This window comes from Paenibacillus sp. J31R109 (assembly GCF_059692055.1).
In genome coordinates, this window is record NZ_JCAUAR010000012.1 from 144253 (window position 1) to 161038 (window position 16786).

15 protein-coding genes are annotated in these 16786 nt (G+C 43.8%); 7 read left to right on the top strand and 8 right to left on the bottom strand.

The annotated features are described in order from the left end of the window. Positions 1-79: 79 nt before the first annotated feature. From AC58QT_RS25345 to AC58QT_RS25360, 4 genes are all read right to left on the bottom strand, one after another. Positions 80-1429, bottom strand: coding sequence for an ABC transporter substrate-binding protein (locus tag AC58QT_RS25345; RefSeq protein WP_497411423.1), 1350 nt, complete (start codon positions 1427-1429; stop codon positions 80-82). A 144-nt stretch (positions 1430-1573) separates the two neighbouring features. Then, entirely contained in the window at positions 1574-2401 is an 828-nt protein-coding gene (locus AC58QT_RS25350; protein WP_497411424.1) for a carbohydrate ABC transporter permease, read from the bottom strand. A 20-nt stretch (positions 2402-2421) separates the two neighbouring features. Further along, positions 2422-3366 (bottom strand): carbohydrate ABC transporter permease, encoded by a 945-nt coding sequence (locus AC58QT_RS25355; protein WP_497411425.1) that lies wholly within the window; start codon positions 3364-3366, stop codon positions 2422-2424. Between the two features lie 577 nt (positions 3367-3943). Further along, entirely contained in the window at positions 3944-5395 is a 1452-nt protein-coding gene (locus AC58QT_RS25360) for a DEAD/DEAH box helicase (protein ID WP_497411426.1), read from the bottom strand. A 126-nt stretch (positions 5396-5521) separates the two neighbouring features. Here AC58QT_RS25360 and AC58QT_RS25365 point away from each other — a divergent pair, with 126 nt between their 5' ends. The 6 genes from AC58QT_RS25365 to AC58QT_RS25390 all read left to right on the top strand — a co-directional run bounded on the left by AC58QT_RS25365 (position 5522) and on the right by AC58QT_RS25390 (position 12521). Continuing rightward, entirely contained in the window at positions 5522-7108 is a 1587-nt protein-coding gene (locus AC58QT_RS25365; RefSeq protein WP_497411427.1) for a spore germination protein, read from the top strand. 38 nt (positions 7109-7146) lie between these two features. Continuing rightward, on the top strand, positions 7147-8334 hold the full coding sequence (locus AC58QT_RS25370) for a Ger(x)C family spore germination protein (RefSeq protein ID WP_497411428.1): 1188 nt from the start codon (positions 7147-7149) through the stop codon (positions 8332-8334). A gap of 6 nt (positions 8335-8340) precedes the next feature. Next, positions 8341-8574 carry a hypothetical protein gene (locus AC58QT_RS25375; RefSeq protein ID WP_497411429.1) on the top strand — a complete coding sequence of 78 codons (234 nt, stop codon included), beginning with the start codon at positions 8341-8343 and terminating at the stop codon, positions 8572-8574. A 22-nt stretch (positions 8575-8596) separates the two neighbouring features. Continuing rightward, entirely contained in the window at positions 8597-9697 is a 1101-nt protein-coding gene (locus tag AC58QT_RS25380) for a GerAB/ArcD/ProY family transporter (RefSeq protein WP_497411430.1), read from the top strand. 122 nt (positions 9698-9819) lie between these two features. Next, positions 9820-10566, top strand: a complete 747-nt coding sequence (locus AC58QT_RS25385; RefSeq protein ID WP_497411431.1) for an ABC transporter ATP-binding protein — start codon at positions 9820-9822, stop codon at positions 10564-10566. Continuing rightward, positions 10563-12521 (top strand): ABC transporter permease, encoded by a 1959-nt coding sequence (locus AC58QT_RS25390; RefSeq protein ID WP_497411432.1) that lies wholly within the window; start codon positions 10563-10565, stop codon positions 12519-12521. The genes AC58QT_RS25385 and AC58QT_RS25390 overlap by 4 nt, the downstream gene beginning before the upstream one ends. 5 nt (positions 12522-12526) lie before the next feature. Here AC58QT_RS25390 and AC58QT_RS25395 read toward each other — a convergent pair whose 3' ends face one another. From AC58QT_RS25395 to AC58QT_RS25410, 4 genes are all read right to left on the bottom strand, one after another. Next, entirely contained in the window at positions 12527-13522 is a 996-nt protein-coding gene (locus AC58QT_RS25395) for a sensor histidine kinase (protein ID WP_497411433.1), read from the bottom strand. Further along, positions 13519-14193, bottom strand: a complete 675-nt coding sequence (locus AC58QT_RS25400; protein WP_497411434.1) for a response regulator transcription factor — start codon at positions 14191-14193, stop codon at positions 13519-13521. Before AC58QT_RS25400 ends, AC58QT_RS25395 begins: the two co-directional genes overlap by 4 nt. Before the next feature lie 164 nt (positions 14194-14357). After that, positions 14358-14993 (bottom strand): histidine phosphatase family protein, encoded by a 636-nt coding sequence (locus AC58QT_RS25405; protein WP_497411435.1) that lies wholly within the window; start codon positions 14991-14993, stop codon positions 14358-14360. 11 nt (positions 14994-15004) lie between these two features. Further along, complete coding sequence (locus AC58QT_RS25410) at positions 15005-15436, bottom strand: GNAT family N-acetyltransferase (RefSeq protein ID WP_497411436.1); 432 nt, start codon at positions 15434-15436, stop codon at positions 15005-15007. 153 nt (positions 15437-15589) lie between these two features. Here AC58QT_RS25410 and AC58QT_RS25415 point away from each other — a divergent pair, with 153 nt between their 5' ends. After that, positions 15590-16471 carry an AraC family transcriptional regulator gene (locus AC58QT_RS25415; RefSeq protein ID WP_497411437.1) on the top strand — a complete coding sequence of 294 codons (882 nt, stop codon included), beginning with the start codon at positions 15590-15592 and terminating at the stop codon, positions 16469-16471. Positions 16472-16786: the final 315 nt, after the last annotated feature.

Genomic DNA, 16786 nt, shown 5'->3' on the forward strand with positions numbered 1-16786 from the left:
TGGGAAAAAAGAGGGGCCAGTGGCCTCCTCTTGCTTCCTATACACATTATACCAGTAAAGCTAGTCTAACCGTTACCGATTACTTTGCATTACTTTTTCTGATGTCTTCAATTTTCGCTTTCGCTGTGGAAATTGTTTTCTCCAGATCTTGCTTGCCAGTTAAGAATAACTCAACTTGCGTTAGGTATTCTTTCTCTTGTTGCAAGGCATACGTTGGAGGAACTACCAATTTCGTCGCTTTATTTACTTTCAAAGTAGCAAGCAAGGAAGTTTTATCAATTTTAGCTACTTGATCTGGTTTACCGCTTTTTAGAATGGCATCTACGTTAGCATTAATGTCGGCTTTCTTCCAACCGGAGAAGAACAGACCTTGTGTTTGAATACCTTCTGTTGTGTACCATTTCACGAAGTCATAAGCTGCTTGTTTGTTTTTGGAGTTCGCAGCAACACCCATGAAGTCAGCACCAACTTCAGTTAGACCGTTTGCATCTTTCGCATCATATTTCGGATACGGAGCAAATACCGTGTTGAACTTCGCATTTTGTGCAAGCTCACCAACCATCCAGTTACCTGTTGCTAGCATAGCTGTTTTACCTGCGTAGAACACGTCACGGTAAGCCATTTTTTGCGAAACAACTTCGAAGTAAGGAACAGATGATTTATCCACGTTTTCCATTTGATTACGTAGGTTCAAGGAGAAACGAACTTGTGGATTATCAATGTTCTCTGTACCATCTGATTTCACTAGGTATGGGTTATCCATGTTGTTGTTCAAACCAAGTAGAGCGTAGTCTTTCCAGTTATGGAAGTAGGAACCGTATTGTTTCGCCGCACCTTCACCCGAAGTCATTTTCTTCGCGTAATCAGCGTAGTCATTCCAAGTCCATTCAGTTGGAACTGGAAGTTTAGCCGCGTCCAATTTGTCTTTGTTCAATAGAACGAACCATTCAATCATTTTACCAGGAAGCGCATAGTATTTCCCGTTAACAACTGGATCAAGTTTATATTCGTCTTTGACGACAATGTTATCTTTTTTCAAATAAGCATCAAGCGGCTCAAGAATTCCTGCGCCTACACGTTGTGCAAAATCAGATGCACTGGAGTACATAACAACGTCCATTTGCTCGCCGGAAGCAGCTAGTAGATCAAGCTTTTTCATACCTTCTTGGGAATCGCCCTTTTCGGACATGCTCTCGTAAACGACTTTTACGTTAGGGTGAGTCTTGTTGTAAGCTTCAACTGTTGCGTTCCAGTTCCCTTGAGCTTCTGTATACCATGCTTGTACTTTAATCGTAACAGGTGCTTTCGTTGAGGATGTAGCTGCACCACCAGAAGTTTCTGCTGGCTTATCTTCTGATTTACTACCGCAACCTGCAAGCGCCGCGCTGATCGCTAGAACACCACTTAAAACGAGTAAACTCTTTTTCATATGAACCCCTCCAAGAAGATATTTGTATGTTTGCGAAAACTGAAAACCTTTACATGACGAATCGTAACAAACTTGGTTGGAGCACACGAGGCACTATTTTAACCTCATATGCTCTTATTTTGACATTTTGCATGTAAACTTGGATTAACCTTTAACGCCACCCATGGAAATACCTTCGATAACTTGCTTTTGACCAATGATGAAAATAATCAACAAAGGCAAGATCGCAGAAACGGATGCAGCCATGATCAGGGAGTAGAACTCGCCATTTAAATCGGCAAAAGAGCGAATACCCAGCGGAAGCGTGAATAACGACTTATCTCTTAAGAAAATCAATGGATTCTGGTAATCATTCCAGGTCCAGATAAAGCGCAGAATGGCATAGGTCGCAATCGCAGGGCGTACAAGCGGTGTACAGATCGTCCAGAAGATGCGGGCATGACCTGCGCCATCTATTCTTGCTGATTCCATGTACTCATCATGAATACCTAGATAGAACTGGCGAAGCATGAACGTACCCAGAACACTGAAAGATCCTAAAAGGATAAGTCCAATATGTGTATCGTACAAGTGCATCGAACGCAGCAAAAGAAATTGTGGTACAAGAATCGCCTGACTCGGCACCATATAGATAGCAAGAACGAGAACGAAGATCACATTTGAGCCGCGGAACTTAATTTTTGAAAAAGCGTAAGCCGCCATCGATGAAAACAGAACGGATAAGGCCGTTGTGATCACAGTAACTTTAATCGAATTCCAATAATACAGCGGAAATTTCGTCGTCCATACCGTTTTATAATTTTCAATCATGTTAAAATGCTTCGGAATCCACTGTATCGGGAAAATGAATACGTCGGCTTCGGGCTTCATAGATGCTGAGATCATCCATAGGAATGGCATCATGAACACGATACCGAAGAGTGCCATGACGATCGTAATGATAATCTTTCTGAGACTTTTTTGGTTATCCATGTGTTAACCTCCATTCTAGTTTAATAGTTGACCCATTTGCGTTGGCCGAACCATTGAATTAACGTGATCAAAAGTACGAGTATTAGAAGCACAATCGCCATCGCAGATGCATACCCGGATTGCAGATTAATGAAGGCTGTTTCGTATAAACGGAACACGACCACACTCGTTGAGTTTGCCGGTCCACCATTGGTCAGTACGGAAATCACGTCGAATACTTTGAACGTTCCAATAATACCGGACACAAGCAAGAAGAACGTTGTTGGTGACAGTAAAGGCACGGTAATGCTATAAAATTGCTTCCACTTGGATGCACCGTCAATATCAGCTGCTTCGTACAGATCTTTCGGAATGGATTGAAGTCCCGCCATGAAAATAATCATGTTGTACCCAATGTTGATCCACACCATGAGTCCCATCACACAGTACAAAGCGTAATCAGGATCCGCCAACCATTTGGGTGGATTCGCAAATCCCCAATCCATTAAGGTTTGATTAATCGGGCCATATGTCGGATGGAAGAGAACTTGAAATATGATTGCTACCGCAACTACACTCGAAATATAAGGAATGAAGTAAATCACTTTGAAAAAACCTTTGAAATACACTTGCTTATCAATAAGCACCGCTAAAACCAGTGAAACAATGAGTGTTAACGGAACAACGATCATCAGAATCATATTGTTTTTGAGTGAAAGTAGAAAGACACTATCGTGAATGAGCTTGGTAAAGTTGTCCAATCCAAGGAATTTCACCTTCGAAAACCCGGCAACAAAGTTCCAATCGGTAAAGCTTAAAAAGAAGGAAGCGATGATTGGAAATAATGTGAATACGAATAAGCCGATCACCATGGGACTAACGAAAAGATATCCGGCCAAATCCTCGCGAATTTGCTGCTTAGACCGTTTTGGCTTCAATTTAGTTGTTGGCAAACTACTTGCTTGAGATTGTATATGGTTAGCCATGAACTTCACCCCATGTCGTGTTTTCTATAGTCTACCTTGCGAGCGATTCATGGATAAGTCACAGAATTGACCCTTTCGAGTAATATTTTAACCTGCCGCGTCGATTTTTATGAAGAAAAGGCAGGAGTTACACCTAGTTTCGACACAGTATCTCCCTAATTTGTCAGCGTGCGACGGCGGAAATCGACGGATCAGACAGGTATCAGCACCTATTCACCTCCGAGACGCCAAAAATTGACGCCTCAGCGACGCATCAGCACCTATTCACCTCCGAGACGGCAAAAATTGACGCCTCAGCCATGCAATTGCGCTTAGTACGGGGAGTCGCCTTCTGAGACGGCAAAAATTAACGGCTCAGCGACGCATCAGCACCCATTCACCTCCGAGACGGCAAAAATCGACGCCTCAGCCATGCAATTGCGCTTAGTACGGGGGGTCGCCTTCTGAGACGGCAAAAATTGACGGCTCAGCGACGCATCAGCACCTATTCACCTCTGAGACGGCAAAAATTGACGACTTAGCGACGCCTCAGCAAAAAAACCAGAGAGCCTCCATGGCCATCTGGTTTCAATCCCCGCTACTTATTCGCCTCATGTACCTTCAAGAGCTTGCCCTTGATGGTAGTGCTTTTCATGATTTTGAGAACCATCGGCCCTTTACCGTTCAAAATGTCGACATACGACACATTATCCTGAATCGTGATGATGCCGATATCATCCGCGGTGACACCTTCAATTTTGGCGAGCGTGCCGACAAAGTCGACGGCGCGAATCTTCTTCTTTTTGCCCCCGTTAAAATAGAGCTTCATGATGCCCTTGTTCAACTGGTCACTGCGATCCCGCTTGATGACAGGCGAAGCCTGCATCTTCTGATCAAAAGCTGCTTGCTTCGCAGCCACTTCCTCCGAGTCAGGAGCATCCTGCCGCGGAATCTCGAAGCCCAAATAGCCCTCGATTTCGGCTAGAAACTTATCTTCGTGCGGTGTAACGAACGAAATCGCTTTGCCCGTCTTCCCAGCGCGCCCTGTTCGACCGATCCGGTGGACGTAACTCTCTTTCTCCATCGGGAGATCGTAGTTGATCACATGGGTGATGTCCTCCACATCGATCCCGCGCGCCGCAACATCCGTAGCGACCAGGAATCGGAACTCACCGCGCTTGAACGCATTCATCACGAGGAAGCGATCATCCTGCACCATGCCGCCGTGAATTTTATCACATGGGAAATCCAACTGATCGAGCTGCGTAAATAGCTTGTCCACATTTTCTTGTGTCCGGCAGAAAATAATGCAGTTCTCTGGATTTTCCATCACGAGCACGTTCTGAAGCAATGTCCACTTGTCGTTCTCCCGGACGGTGATCAGAGAATGTTCAATTTGAACCTTCGCAGCTTCCGGTGTTTCGATCTCGATATCGATTGGCTTCCGCAAGTACTGATGACACAATTGCTCAACATCCTTCGGCAATGTCGCTGAGAACAACATGGTCATCCGATCCGTTGGCAGCTCATCAATAATCGCGCCTACCTGCTCAATGAAGCCCATCCGCAGCATTTCATCTGCTTCATCGATAACTAAATACTTCAGACGCTCTACGTCCAGCGTTCCTTTTTGGATATGATCCAGCACGCGTCCTGGGGTACCCACGACGACGTGGCACTTCTGGTGAAGCTCCAGCTTCTGCTTCGCAAAAGGCTGCTTCCCATATAACGCTACCGCCTTGATCCGCTTAAAACGCCCAATGTTCGTCATATCCTGCTTCACTTGGTCGGCAAGCTCACGCGTTGGCGTCAGGATGAGCGCCTGCGGCCTGTTCTCTTCCCACTCCACAAGCTCGCAGATCGGTATGCCGAATGCCGCCGTTTTCCCGCTCCCCGTACGAGACTTGACGGTCAGGTCCCTCTCTTGCAGCGCAATAGGAATAACCTTATGTTGCACATCCGTCGGCTGCGTGTAACCTAATGTGGTTAACGCCCGCGTAATCTCTTCGCTTAATGAATAATCGCTAAAACTTCTTGTCGTTGTCGTCACTTATTTGACTCTCCTTCATATTGCTGTGGCTCTATTCTACTACATCTGGCAGCGGAAATGAAAAAGGATGAGTGAAGTAACCTACATTGGGAAATAGTAACAAAAACAAATTAGGTGGCCTTATCCATGAAAAACTCCATATTCTCCTTTATGCAGCGGTTACTGAAACAAAAGCACCAACCACAAGTCGTACCAAGTAACGAAACAACGCAGGTTCAAGCAATGCCCGATAGTCTAGAAGAGATCCTCCAAACGATCGGTGAAGAATTGGGGCATAGCACGGATCTAATGATTCGAAGAATGATGATCCCCTCTGTGCCTCCTTGCAAAGGAGCCATTGTCTACGTAGATGGACTTGCGAACGTCAAAGAAGTTCTAGACTCTCTTCTCATCGATTATCGAACAGGAGACGGGGCTTTGCTTTTGTTAGACGAACTGTCACCACTATCCCTTATCAAAGAGTACCTATTAAAATCAGGTGAAGTCACAGGAACTTCTGACTTTACAACGCTGTATCATATGATTTTGTCTGGCGATACGGTCATATTCGTTGATGGCTATAAGGAAGGAATCTGCGCAAGTACACGAGAGTGGAAAGACCGCGGGGTCACTGAGCCCTCCTCTCAGACGGTTGTAAGAGGACCCCGCGAAGGATTCTCCGAGACCTTACGCACAAACACTGCTTTGATTCGAAGAAAAATTAAAGACCCTCATCTATGGATGGAAACCAGACAGATTGGCCGTGTCACCCAGACCGATGTTGCTCTCATGTATATCAAAGGTCTCTTGACCGACAGCATGATCGAGGAAGTACGCACCCGCCTGGCGCGGATAGATATTGATGGCATTCTAGAGAGCGGCTATATCGAAGAACTGATCCAGGACGAAGCTTACTCGCCCTTCCCGACCGTTTTTAATACCGAACGACCAGACGTCGTTGCGGCAGCATTACTTGAAGGACGCATCGCTATCCTTGTAGACGGAACACCGTTTGTCCTCCTGGTACCTGCGGTATTTACACATTTTTTGCAAGCAGCAGAGGATTCTTACCAACGGGCCGACATTAGCTCATTAATCCGCATTCTCCGCTATGCAGCCTTATTAATTGCTCTGCTGGCTCCTGCTGCCTACATTGCGGTGACGACCTATCACCAAGAGATGATTCCCACTACACTGCTCATCAATATTGCCGCTCATCGAGAGGGGATTCCCTTCCCTGCATTTATTGAAGCTTTTCTCATGGAAGTGACATTCGAGATCCTGCGGGAAGCAGGCATCAGAATGCCGCGTGCCATCGGGCAAGCCGTGTCCATTGTAGGAGCGCTTGTCATCGGACAAGCAGCTGTTGAAGCTGGACTAGTCGGGCCAGCGATGGTCATTGTTGTCGCGATTACCGCGATATCTACCTTCATTATTCCTTCCTTTAACATGGGGATTTCTATTCGGATGATCCGTTTCTTGCTTATGATACTCGCAGCTTCTTTAGGCCTATTCGGGATACTCGTTGGCGTCATTGCCATGATCCTCCATTTATGCAGCTTGCGTTCTTTCGGTGTTCCTTATCTAGCTCCATTTGCTCCCTATAACTGGGAGGATCAGAAGGATAATGTCATTCGCCTCCCTCAATGGGCCCTATTAAAGCGTCCCAGCTTTGTTAGTCCAAACAACAGACAGAAACAAACCTACAATCCCCCACAGAAACCAGAATCCTAGTTGGATGTATCCGAATTAGGGGAAAGGGATGTATTCGCATGCTGAAACGAGCTGTACTATTTATCCTCATCATGGTGGTCACATCAGGTTGTTGGAACAGAAAAGAGCTTGATCAAATATCCATAGCCACTGCTATTGGCATTGATAAAAAAGGGGATCACTATAGTATTTCCGTCCAACTACTCAATTCCGATGAAATTGCGTCAACGAAGGGTGTCGGCCAACGAATGCCCGTTGTGACACTGCAGATGAGCAGCGGGAGTACGATATTCGAATCGTTTCGCAAGCTAACAACGAGCTCACCGCGTAAAATCCTTTCATCCCATTTACGGATTCTTATTCTGGGAGAAGGCTTGGCCAAAGAAGGTATAGCCAAGGTACTGGATGTCTTATCGAGAGATCATGAACTGCGCTCAGACTTCAATATCTTATTAGCTAGGAATGCTACGGCGAATGATATCTTACAAGTACTGACCCCGCTAGAGAAAATTCCAGCTAATAAGCTCTATTCTTCCCTTATCGCTTCCGAGAAGAATTGGGGAGTTACCACTGATGTTGACTTGCATCAACTTATTTATGATTTAGTGGATCCAGGTAAAGATCCTGTCATCTCTAGTGTTCATATCAAAGGAGACCCACAATTAGGAAAATCTCGAAACAACTTGAACTCTGTTCTTCCACCGGCATCTTTGGAGTTTCAAAGCCTAGGTGTCATACATCAAGATCAGTTTGTCGGATGGCTGACGGACAGAGAAAGTAAAGGCTACAATTATGCGTTGGGCAACCTTCAAAGTACAATTGTTCCCCTTTCATGTCCATCTGGTGGCCTAATGTCCATTGAATTGATAAGCACAAAAGCCAATATCAAAGCAAAGTTCATGAATGAACACCCGGAGGCTTTCGTCAATCTGCAAGTTGAGGCGAATATCGGAGAAGTCGCCTGTGAATTAAACCTGAATTCCACATATACGCTGCAAAACATCGAAGAACAGTTAAATGAAGAAATTAAGCAGTCGATCCTAGACGCGGTAGCCAAAGCGAAATCTTATCAATCCGATATTTTCGGATTCGGAACAGCCCTCCATCGTGCCAATTACAGGCAATGGAATCCCATTAAAGATAACTGGGAGAAGGCCTTTGTGGATCTACCTGTACAAGTGACTGTACATAGCAGAATCCGACGTACGGGTTCGGTTGTTGAATCTTTTATCGATCAAATGGAGTGATGAATCATGATATGGTGTCTGATCATTTTGCTTATATCGCTGTGGGCTTTGAAGATTGAAGTCCCTCGTTTAAGACAAAAGCAGGGGAATAAAGAACTCTGGATCTTCCTTGCATCCATCAGCACTTCTGCCCTATTCAGTATGGCAATAAGCTTACATTTGCGCATACTCAATCCTATAGATGTGATCACCTACCTCTTTAAACCCATGGGCAAAATGATCACAACGTTATTAACGTAGTTGTAAGCCAAAGGAGTCAGCGATGTTTAATAATGAGAAAATTAGTCTACGTCAATTTAAAATATTGGTCCTGCTTTTTAGTTTGGGAAGTACGATCTTAATCGTGCCGTCTGTCCTGGCAGCATTCGCCCATCAAGATGCATGGATGTCAGCCATTCTAGGTATTGCGAGCGGCTGTGGCGTGATGTGCCTATACATAGCCCTAGCTAATCGGTATCCGAATCATACGATCATGGAATATAGTAAATTCATTCTTGGCAAATGGTTGGGTACATGTGTAGGGCTCATCTTTTATATATTTTTCGTCATTACCGCCTCACTCGTTCTACGCAATGTCGGCGACTTTATTACGACCATCATCATGCCAGAGACACCAATCCAAGTTATTCACTTTGTTTTCTTACTCATCATTATGGCAGGAGCAGGACTTGGCTTAGAGGTCGTTGCACGTGCTGGGGAAGTGTTCCTGCCATGGATACTCCTGTTTATCGGTGTGCTTATTGGCTTTCTGATTCCACAAGTGAAGTTAGATCGCTTACCACCTCTATTTGAGGCCAGTTCCAAAGCCATCATTCATGGAAGCTTGTCCGTTCTTTCGATTCCCTATTTAGAAATGATCGTCTTTCTTATCATCTTTCCAGCGGTTCACACCAAATTGAAGACGAGTAAAGGTTTCCTCCAAGCAGGACTTATGGGTGGACTTATTATACTTATCATAACCATACTTTGCATCGCCGTGCTTGGTTGGGATTTCACCTCACGCCATACGTTTCCCAGTTATACACTAGCTAAGAAAATACACGTCGGGGGATTCATCCAACGGATTGAAGTATTGGTCGCTGTCATTTGGTTCTTAACCATCTATTTCAAGCTTATCGTTTGCTTCTACAGTTCACTGGTGGGATTATCGCAGCTGCTCAACTTAAGTACCTATCGCATTTTCATTGTGCCAAGTGCACTTATGATGTTTGCCCTAGCCTACCTCATTTACCCTAACATCGTGTATTTCCGAGATTTCGCTACCAACATCTGGCCTCCCTTTGCCCTAACCATCGGGCTGTTCCTGCCTGCTGGTTTGTTGATTGTTTCTTTTTTCAGACCCGGGGGTAGGCTAAACAACTAATACTGCGCCAAAACGCGACGTCCTCTTGCAAAATGACAAAATTGTCACTTTAGTTGATGGTAGTTCGATGGATAGCATGCTGCTGAAGCCGTATAGTTAAGTCATGAAGGGAAGGCGAAACGATGACGACTATTATTCAAACTAAGAATTTATCAAAATCTTACGGAAAAAATCAAATTTTAAAAAATATCGATCTGACCGTCGAACAAGGGGAATTCACTGCGATAATGGGGCCATCTGGCTCTGGAAAAACAACATTAATGAATATGCTCTCCACGATCGACGCCTTTACGGGTGGGGAAGTTTGGATCGAAGGGAAATCGCTGTTAGATTTGAAAAAGAAAGACCTCCGACAATTCCGCCAACAACGAATGGGCTTCCTTTTTCAAGATTACAACTTACTAGATACGCTCACGGTGAAAGAGAATATACTGCTGCCGCTATCGTTACAAAAAACACCTGTCGCAGAAATGGAGCAGCGATTAGCCAAAATCATTGAAGCGCTAAATATCGCATCTATCTTACCTCAGTATCCGTCTGAGATTTCAGGCGGCCAAAAGCAGCGTACGGCTGCAGCTCGGGCGATCATTACCAATCCAGCGATTGTATTTGCCGATGAGCCAACAGGGGCGCTTGATTCCAGGTCCGCTACCCAGTTGCTGGAACAAATTCAATCGCTCAATCACACCCTTGCAACAACCGTGCTGATGATTACTCACGATCCCTATGCAGCTAGCTACTGTCGGCGTGTCATTTTTCTCCGTGATGGCAAAATCGTCAATGAAATGTTCAAAGGTGAACAATCGGAAAAAGAATTCTTCGACCGAATCCTGACGATTCAGAGTGCCATAGGGGGCGACAGACGATGAGTTTCTTTGATTTATCATGGAGGAATATGAAGCGGAACATCCGTTTATATACCATCTATTTCATTTCCATGCTTGTCGGGGTTATCATTTACTTTACCTTTGCTGGTTTAATGTTTAACGAGGACGTCGTTACAGCTATTCAAAATAAAGAAAACTACAAAACCATTATTTTTGTTGCGTCCATGATCGTCTTTATGTTTATTGTGTTCTTTATCTTGTACGCCAACTCTTTCTTTATGAAGCAGCGCAAAAAAGAATTCGGCATGTACATCCTTTATGGAATGAAAGAAAGACAAGTTGCCGCCATGGTCTTTTACGAAACGTTATTTCTAAGCGCTATTTCTGTTACTAGCGGTATATTCATCGGTGGATTACTATCGAAATTTTTCGGTAAAATATTAATGAACTTAATGCACTATAAGGATGACATTTCTTTTGCCTTTCCACTTGAAGCTGTCGTCTCAACGATTCTGTTATTCGCTTTATTAATCGGCATTATTACGTTTCAGAGTTATTGGAACGTTCGCCGCATGCAGATCGTTGAACTGTTTCACGCGAAAGAAAAAATGGACAAACCACTCCAATTCTCCATGCCTTTGGCGATACTGTCCGTCCTACTCATTGCATCGTCCTACTACACCATAACCATGGGTGGAACCTCAAACCTATGGAAAGATTATTTTAAAGAAACTTTACTAGCTACAACAGTGGCCTTAATTGTCGGAACGTATTTATTTTTCCGCCAGTTTTCCGGTTGGATATTACAAAGAATGAGTCGAAGTAAAAACTATTTACTTGGCAACAAAATGTTATGGATTTCCTCCCTTCGTTTTTCCATTCGAGGGAATACCGTAAACTTTACATTTAACTCACTGATTAGTGCTGTTATCATCTTTGGCGTTGGATTTATTGCTGTAGATTACGCCGTAAAGGCTGATGTTGTACGAAAAGAATACCCGAACGATATGATCTTTTCCTCACAAGATAACAGAACTCAAAAACAAATTGAACAAATTCTGAACGACTCACATCCCATTTTGGCTCATGAAACAATCACTGGCATTCAAACTGAAAAAATCGCAAATCGAAAAACATTCCTTGATCATCCCGACTACTACACAGAGGAATTCACCATTTTTCCTGAGGCGCAGCTCAATGCGATTGTTGATTTACGAGGCGTCGGTGAAAAAGTAGATGTAAAAGGCGATGATGCTATTGTTTTAACAAGAGGAATCGATCAACCGAAAACTTATTTAAGTACTCTGCCTACAATGACCGTCTTCGGAGATCATACATTCCAAGTCGTCGAACGAATACGGTTCCCGCTCCTAAGTATCCCTACAGATGCTAGTGGAGGTTCCGAACATCAACCTTCTGTACTCGTTATTTCTGACGAAGCATTTGAGCAACTAAAAGGAACTCGTACGATAACTTCCTATGAAGTATATAAAATCGAAGATCCGAAAACGTCCAATAACGTATCCCGACAAATATACGATATCGTTATGCGTACAGAAGGATCCTATTATTCAGCCTTCATTGATATGTACTCCATTGATATTGAGTCGTCTTCGTTAATATTGTTCTCTGTTGCTTTTTTTGCAGCTATTGCGTTGTTTGCTTTAGCAAGCGTTATTTACTTTAAACAGCTGCGTGAAGCGACGGAAGAGCGAGAACATTACGCGATTTTACGAAAAATGGGTGTCCACGACAAAGTGATGAAACAGATTATTTGGAAACAATTGCTGTTCGTCTTTTTACCGCCTCTTTTGCTTGGATTGCTCCATAGTTGGTTTCTTTTGTACTATACGGTCATCCTCATCATTAAAGATTTACCTGCTTTAACGACGATTATTTTCTCTGTCATGGGATTATATGTGTTAACGTATATGATCTTTTACGTATCTTCAACATCTATTTATTACAAAATTATCAACGAAAAAAACACACGATGAGCGCCTCATTGTGTGTTTTTTTGTCGCCTGACATAAGGATCGTCGTCTTTTGAAAAATGAACGATAAACTGCGTATACACAGCGGCCTCCGACGTGCAGTCAATATAATGACCAAGTTTATTCGATAATTGCTGAGCCAAATATAACCCCATGCCAGTCGACTTGGGATGCAATCGTCCGGTCTCTCCCGTAAACCCGCGATTAAAGATTCGCGGAAGATCTTTTTGACGAATGCCAATCCCGCTATCCCGAATCAGCAACTGCTTCTCTTGCGGTGTTTCGAGTATGGAAATCGTAATTTCCCCGCCATGCTCTGTATATTTCAAACTATTCGTCAAAAGCTGATTAATAATAAACTGCAGCCATTTCGGATCACTTTGAACGACAAGCGTTTCAGCTTGTAGGCTAATGCGAATCTTTTTGGAGAAAAAAGTTTTCGAATGTGACTTCACGATCTCTTTCGAAATCTGGATAACATCACAATTTTGAATCGCGTAATCCTGATTAAAACTATCCAGCTTCGCGTAATAGAGTGCTTGATCAACGTAATTTTCAATCTTCCCGATCTCTTCTCTTAAACTATTAGCGTCCATATCGGTTTGTTGCAATAAACGAAGTACCGCAATCGGTGTTTTGATCTCATGAAACCACGAAACGATAAAATCATAATGCTCATGCTGCATGTTCTGAACTTGATTCATTTCGTGGATATGCTGCTTTTTGAGCTCCTCGATGTGCCCTTGGGCGAATTCGCCTTCCAGGGACAAGCTCTCATAATCGCCACTTTTCATCTTTCGGATCACACGTACATGCTGTTGGTAGCGAAACAATAAAAATCCCAGTAACACAATAGCGGACAAGGCAAAGGCATAGGAGAAGGTCCCCCATTTCCAGTCAGCACCATGGCTATACGTATAAAATACAGCGGCCGGGATTAGGAACCCCGCCAGATAGATAGACATATAAGACTTTTCGTAGGCGAGATAGCGAAGGAAGGTCATTCGATCAAATACCCCAATCCTTTCCGGGTGACAATGAAGTCCTCTAGCCCAAGCCCCGTAATTCTCCTTCGCATCCGATTCACGTTCACCGTCAACGTATTATCATCAACGAACTGATCCTCATTCCATAGTGCCTGCATAAGGTCTTCACGTGAAACAATTTTGCCAATATTCCGCATGATCAACTGTAAAAGGATGAATTCATTTCGGCTTAATTCCGTGACTTGTCCTTTATATTCTATCGTGGAATTGGTTACATGTAATTTCAAGCCCTTATGAATGAATGTGGGGCTCTCCTCTTCCTGATACGTATATTTCCGGCGAATGAGTGCACTGACTTTGGCAACTAAGATGTCCAGTTCGAAAGGCTTCTGAATAAAGTCATCTCCGCCCATATTTATCGCCATGATGATATCCATATTTTGATTTCTAGATGATAGAAAAATAATCGGCACCTTCGAGATTGCGCGTATTTGCTGACACCAATAGTACCCATCAAACACAGGAAGATTAATATCTAATAGGATGAGATGCGGATCACTTTGTTGAAACTCCTTTAGAACCTGATCAAATTGAGTTACTTCTACTACATCGTACTGCCACTTTTTCAACGTATCCGCGACAATCCGCCTAATTTTCTCATCGTCCTCAATCATCATAATTCGATACATAGGATCCCTCTTTATTCTAAAAGTGCGAGCATCTTTATTTTATCATAAACGTTCAAGACGAATCGCATCCAAGGATATCAACATACGGAAGAACATTTCATGCCATTAACCTTTATAACTTTTTGCGTATAGTATAGTATGTTCTACCATTGATATACGAGTCCTTAATCGATCGTGGGTGCTTCCTGATAATGACGGATGTCTGCATGAAGAATAATTTGAGGAACATTTTCTGTAAAAACAATTTTACATAAACAAGCTGGATGAATATAAGGTGGTTGCCAGATATCCTTCATCAACCTTTGCTCATAATAAGCCATGATCAGCTTCACTACCACCGTATGCGTCACAATAGCAATGGTCTTCCCTGCGTGAGCTTCATGAATGCGTTGCAGCATCGTCATCGCCCGTTCAGCTACCTCCGCGAAAGTTTCACTGTGAGGAACACCGAACCGATCTGGCTGATTCCAAAAATGGTCAAATTGTTCCGGGTACTCATCCTTCACTTCCGATTGCAGCTTACCTTCCCAGACTCCGAGGTTCATCTCTTTCAAGGCATCACTTTGGACGATCGCAATGTCTCGTTGACCACGAACGATTTCTGCTGTTTGGAGCGCTCTATCACTTGAGCTTGAGTACATCACATCAATCTCTTCATGTTGAAGAGCCTCACTTAACCATTGAGCCTGCTTTATGCCCAATTCCGTTAGTGGGGAATCCTGATGACCTTGTAAACGCTGCTCGACGTTCCATGTTGTTTGGCCATGTCTAATGATATAAATGCTGGTTGTATCCGTCATAAAGAGACTCCTTAACGCTTCATATTCCTTACATAATCAGGCATTCTTCGCATAAAGCGTTCGGCATCGTGCTCAAAATTAAACTGCTCATACAACTCATGCGCATCTTTCGTCCCCAATAAGCCCATAAGATCTTTATATTCATCAGAGGTGACTAAGCTTTCAACTAGCTTCTTGCCGATGCCCGTGCCCCTGTAGTCTTCATCAATAAATACGTCGCATAAATAAAACATGGTCGCATGATCCGTTATCACTCTAGCGTAACCTACTTGTTTGCGTCCCTCATACACGCCATAACATTCGGAATTCTCGATGGAGCGCAATATCCTTTCCTCGGGGCGCTTATTTGCCCAATAGCTTCGTGCAAGGAAACCTTTGATCACATCTACATCTAGCCGTTCTTTGTCATCACTAATAACAAATTGGTTCCAAGTAATCTCCATCGTTTCTACTCCTCTACTTCTATTTGTTTTAACTACCATAATATCTCAGATCTCCACACTCGTCATCTCAGAAAAGTCCTGCATACTTGTGCACGAAATGTCGGATAGCGAATACTGATTCCTGCTATTCTATAGATATAGGAGGTCAGAACGATGGATTTGCTTAAAAATATGAATAATGCGCTCAAATATGTCGAAGACAACCTGACGGATACGATCGACACGAAAGAAGTAGCTCGGCTTGCCTTATGCTCGGAATATCATTTCAAGCGCATGTTTTCCTTTCTCGCAGGCATTCCACTTTCGGAATACATTCGCCGCAGGCGGCTAAGTCTTGCCGCTTTTGAGCTGAGAGACAGCCAAGTCAAAGTCATTGATGTAGCCATCAAATACGGATATAACTCGCCGGACTCGTTCACAAGGTCATTTCAAAATTTGCATGGCGTTACACCGTCTGAGGCTAGGAGTAATGGGCAATCATTGAAAGCCTATCCACCTATGACCTTCCAAATTACCATTCAAGGGGGAAATGAAATGAATTATCGTATTGAGGAAAAAGAAGCCTTTTCAATCGTTGGTCTTTACAAAAGAGTCCCGATTATCTTTAACGGCGTTAATCCTGAGATTGCCGCGATGTGGCAAAGCTTGAACATGGACTTAATTAACACCCTTAAACAACTCTCCAATGTCGAACCAATGGGAATGCTAAGTGCCTCCACCAACTTCTCCGAAGGCCGCATGGAGGAAAAGGGAGAGCTTGACCACTATATTGGTGTTGCTACAACAAATCCGTGTCCCGAGAATCTAAGTAAACTCGACGTGTCTGCCTCGACGTGGGCAGTTTTCGAATCCGTCGGACCTTTTCCTGAAACTTTACAAAATATCTGGGGACGCATCTACTCCGAATGGTTCCCTTCCTCTGGCTATGAACAAGTCGCTGGACCAGAAATGCTGTGGAACGCGGACAAGGATACTACTTCGCCTACGTTCCGGAGTGAAATCTGGATACCTGTGAAGAGGCATCAGAGTAGCTAAGGTGCAATACGCTAGCGCGGCGGGCGACGGCTCCGCTACTCTGCTGTAAGTCGCCTCATTCTGCTGCTGTAACTTGAATTTTTCGACTTACAGCGCTCAAGTGACCTCATTCTACTGCTGTAACTCGAATTTTTCGACTTACAGCGCCTAAGTGACCTCATTCTGCTGCTGTAACTCGAATTTTTCGGCTTACAGCGCCCAAGTGACCTCATTCTGCTGCTGTAACTCGAATTTTTCGACTTACAGCGCCTAAGTGACCTCATTCTGCTGCTGTAACTCGAATTTTTCGACTTGCAGCGCCTAAGTGACCTCATT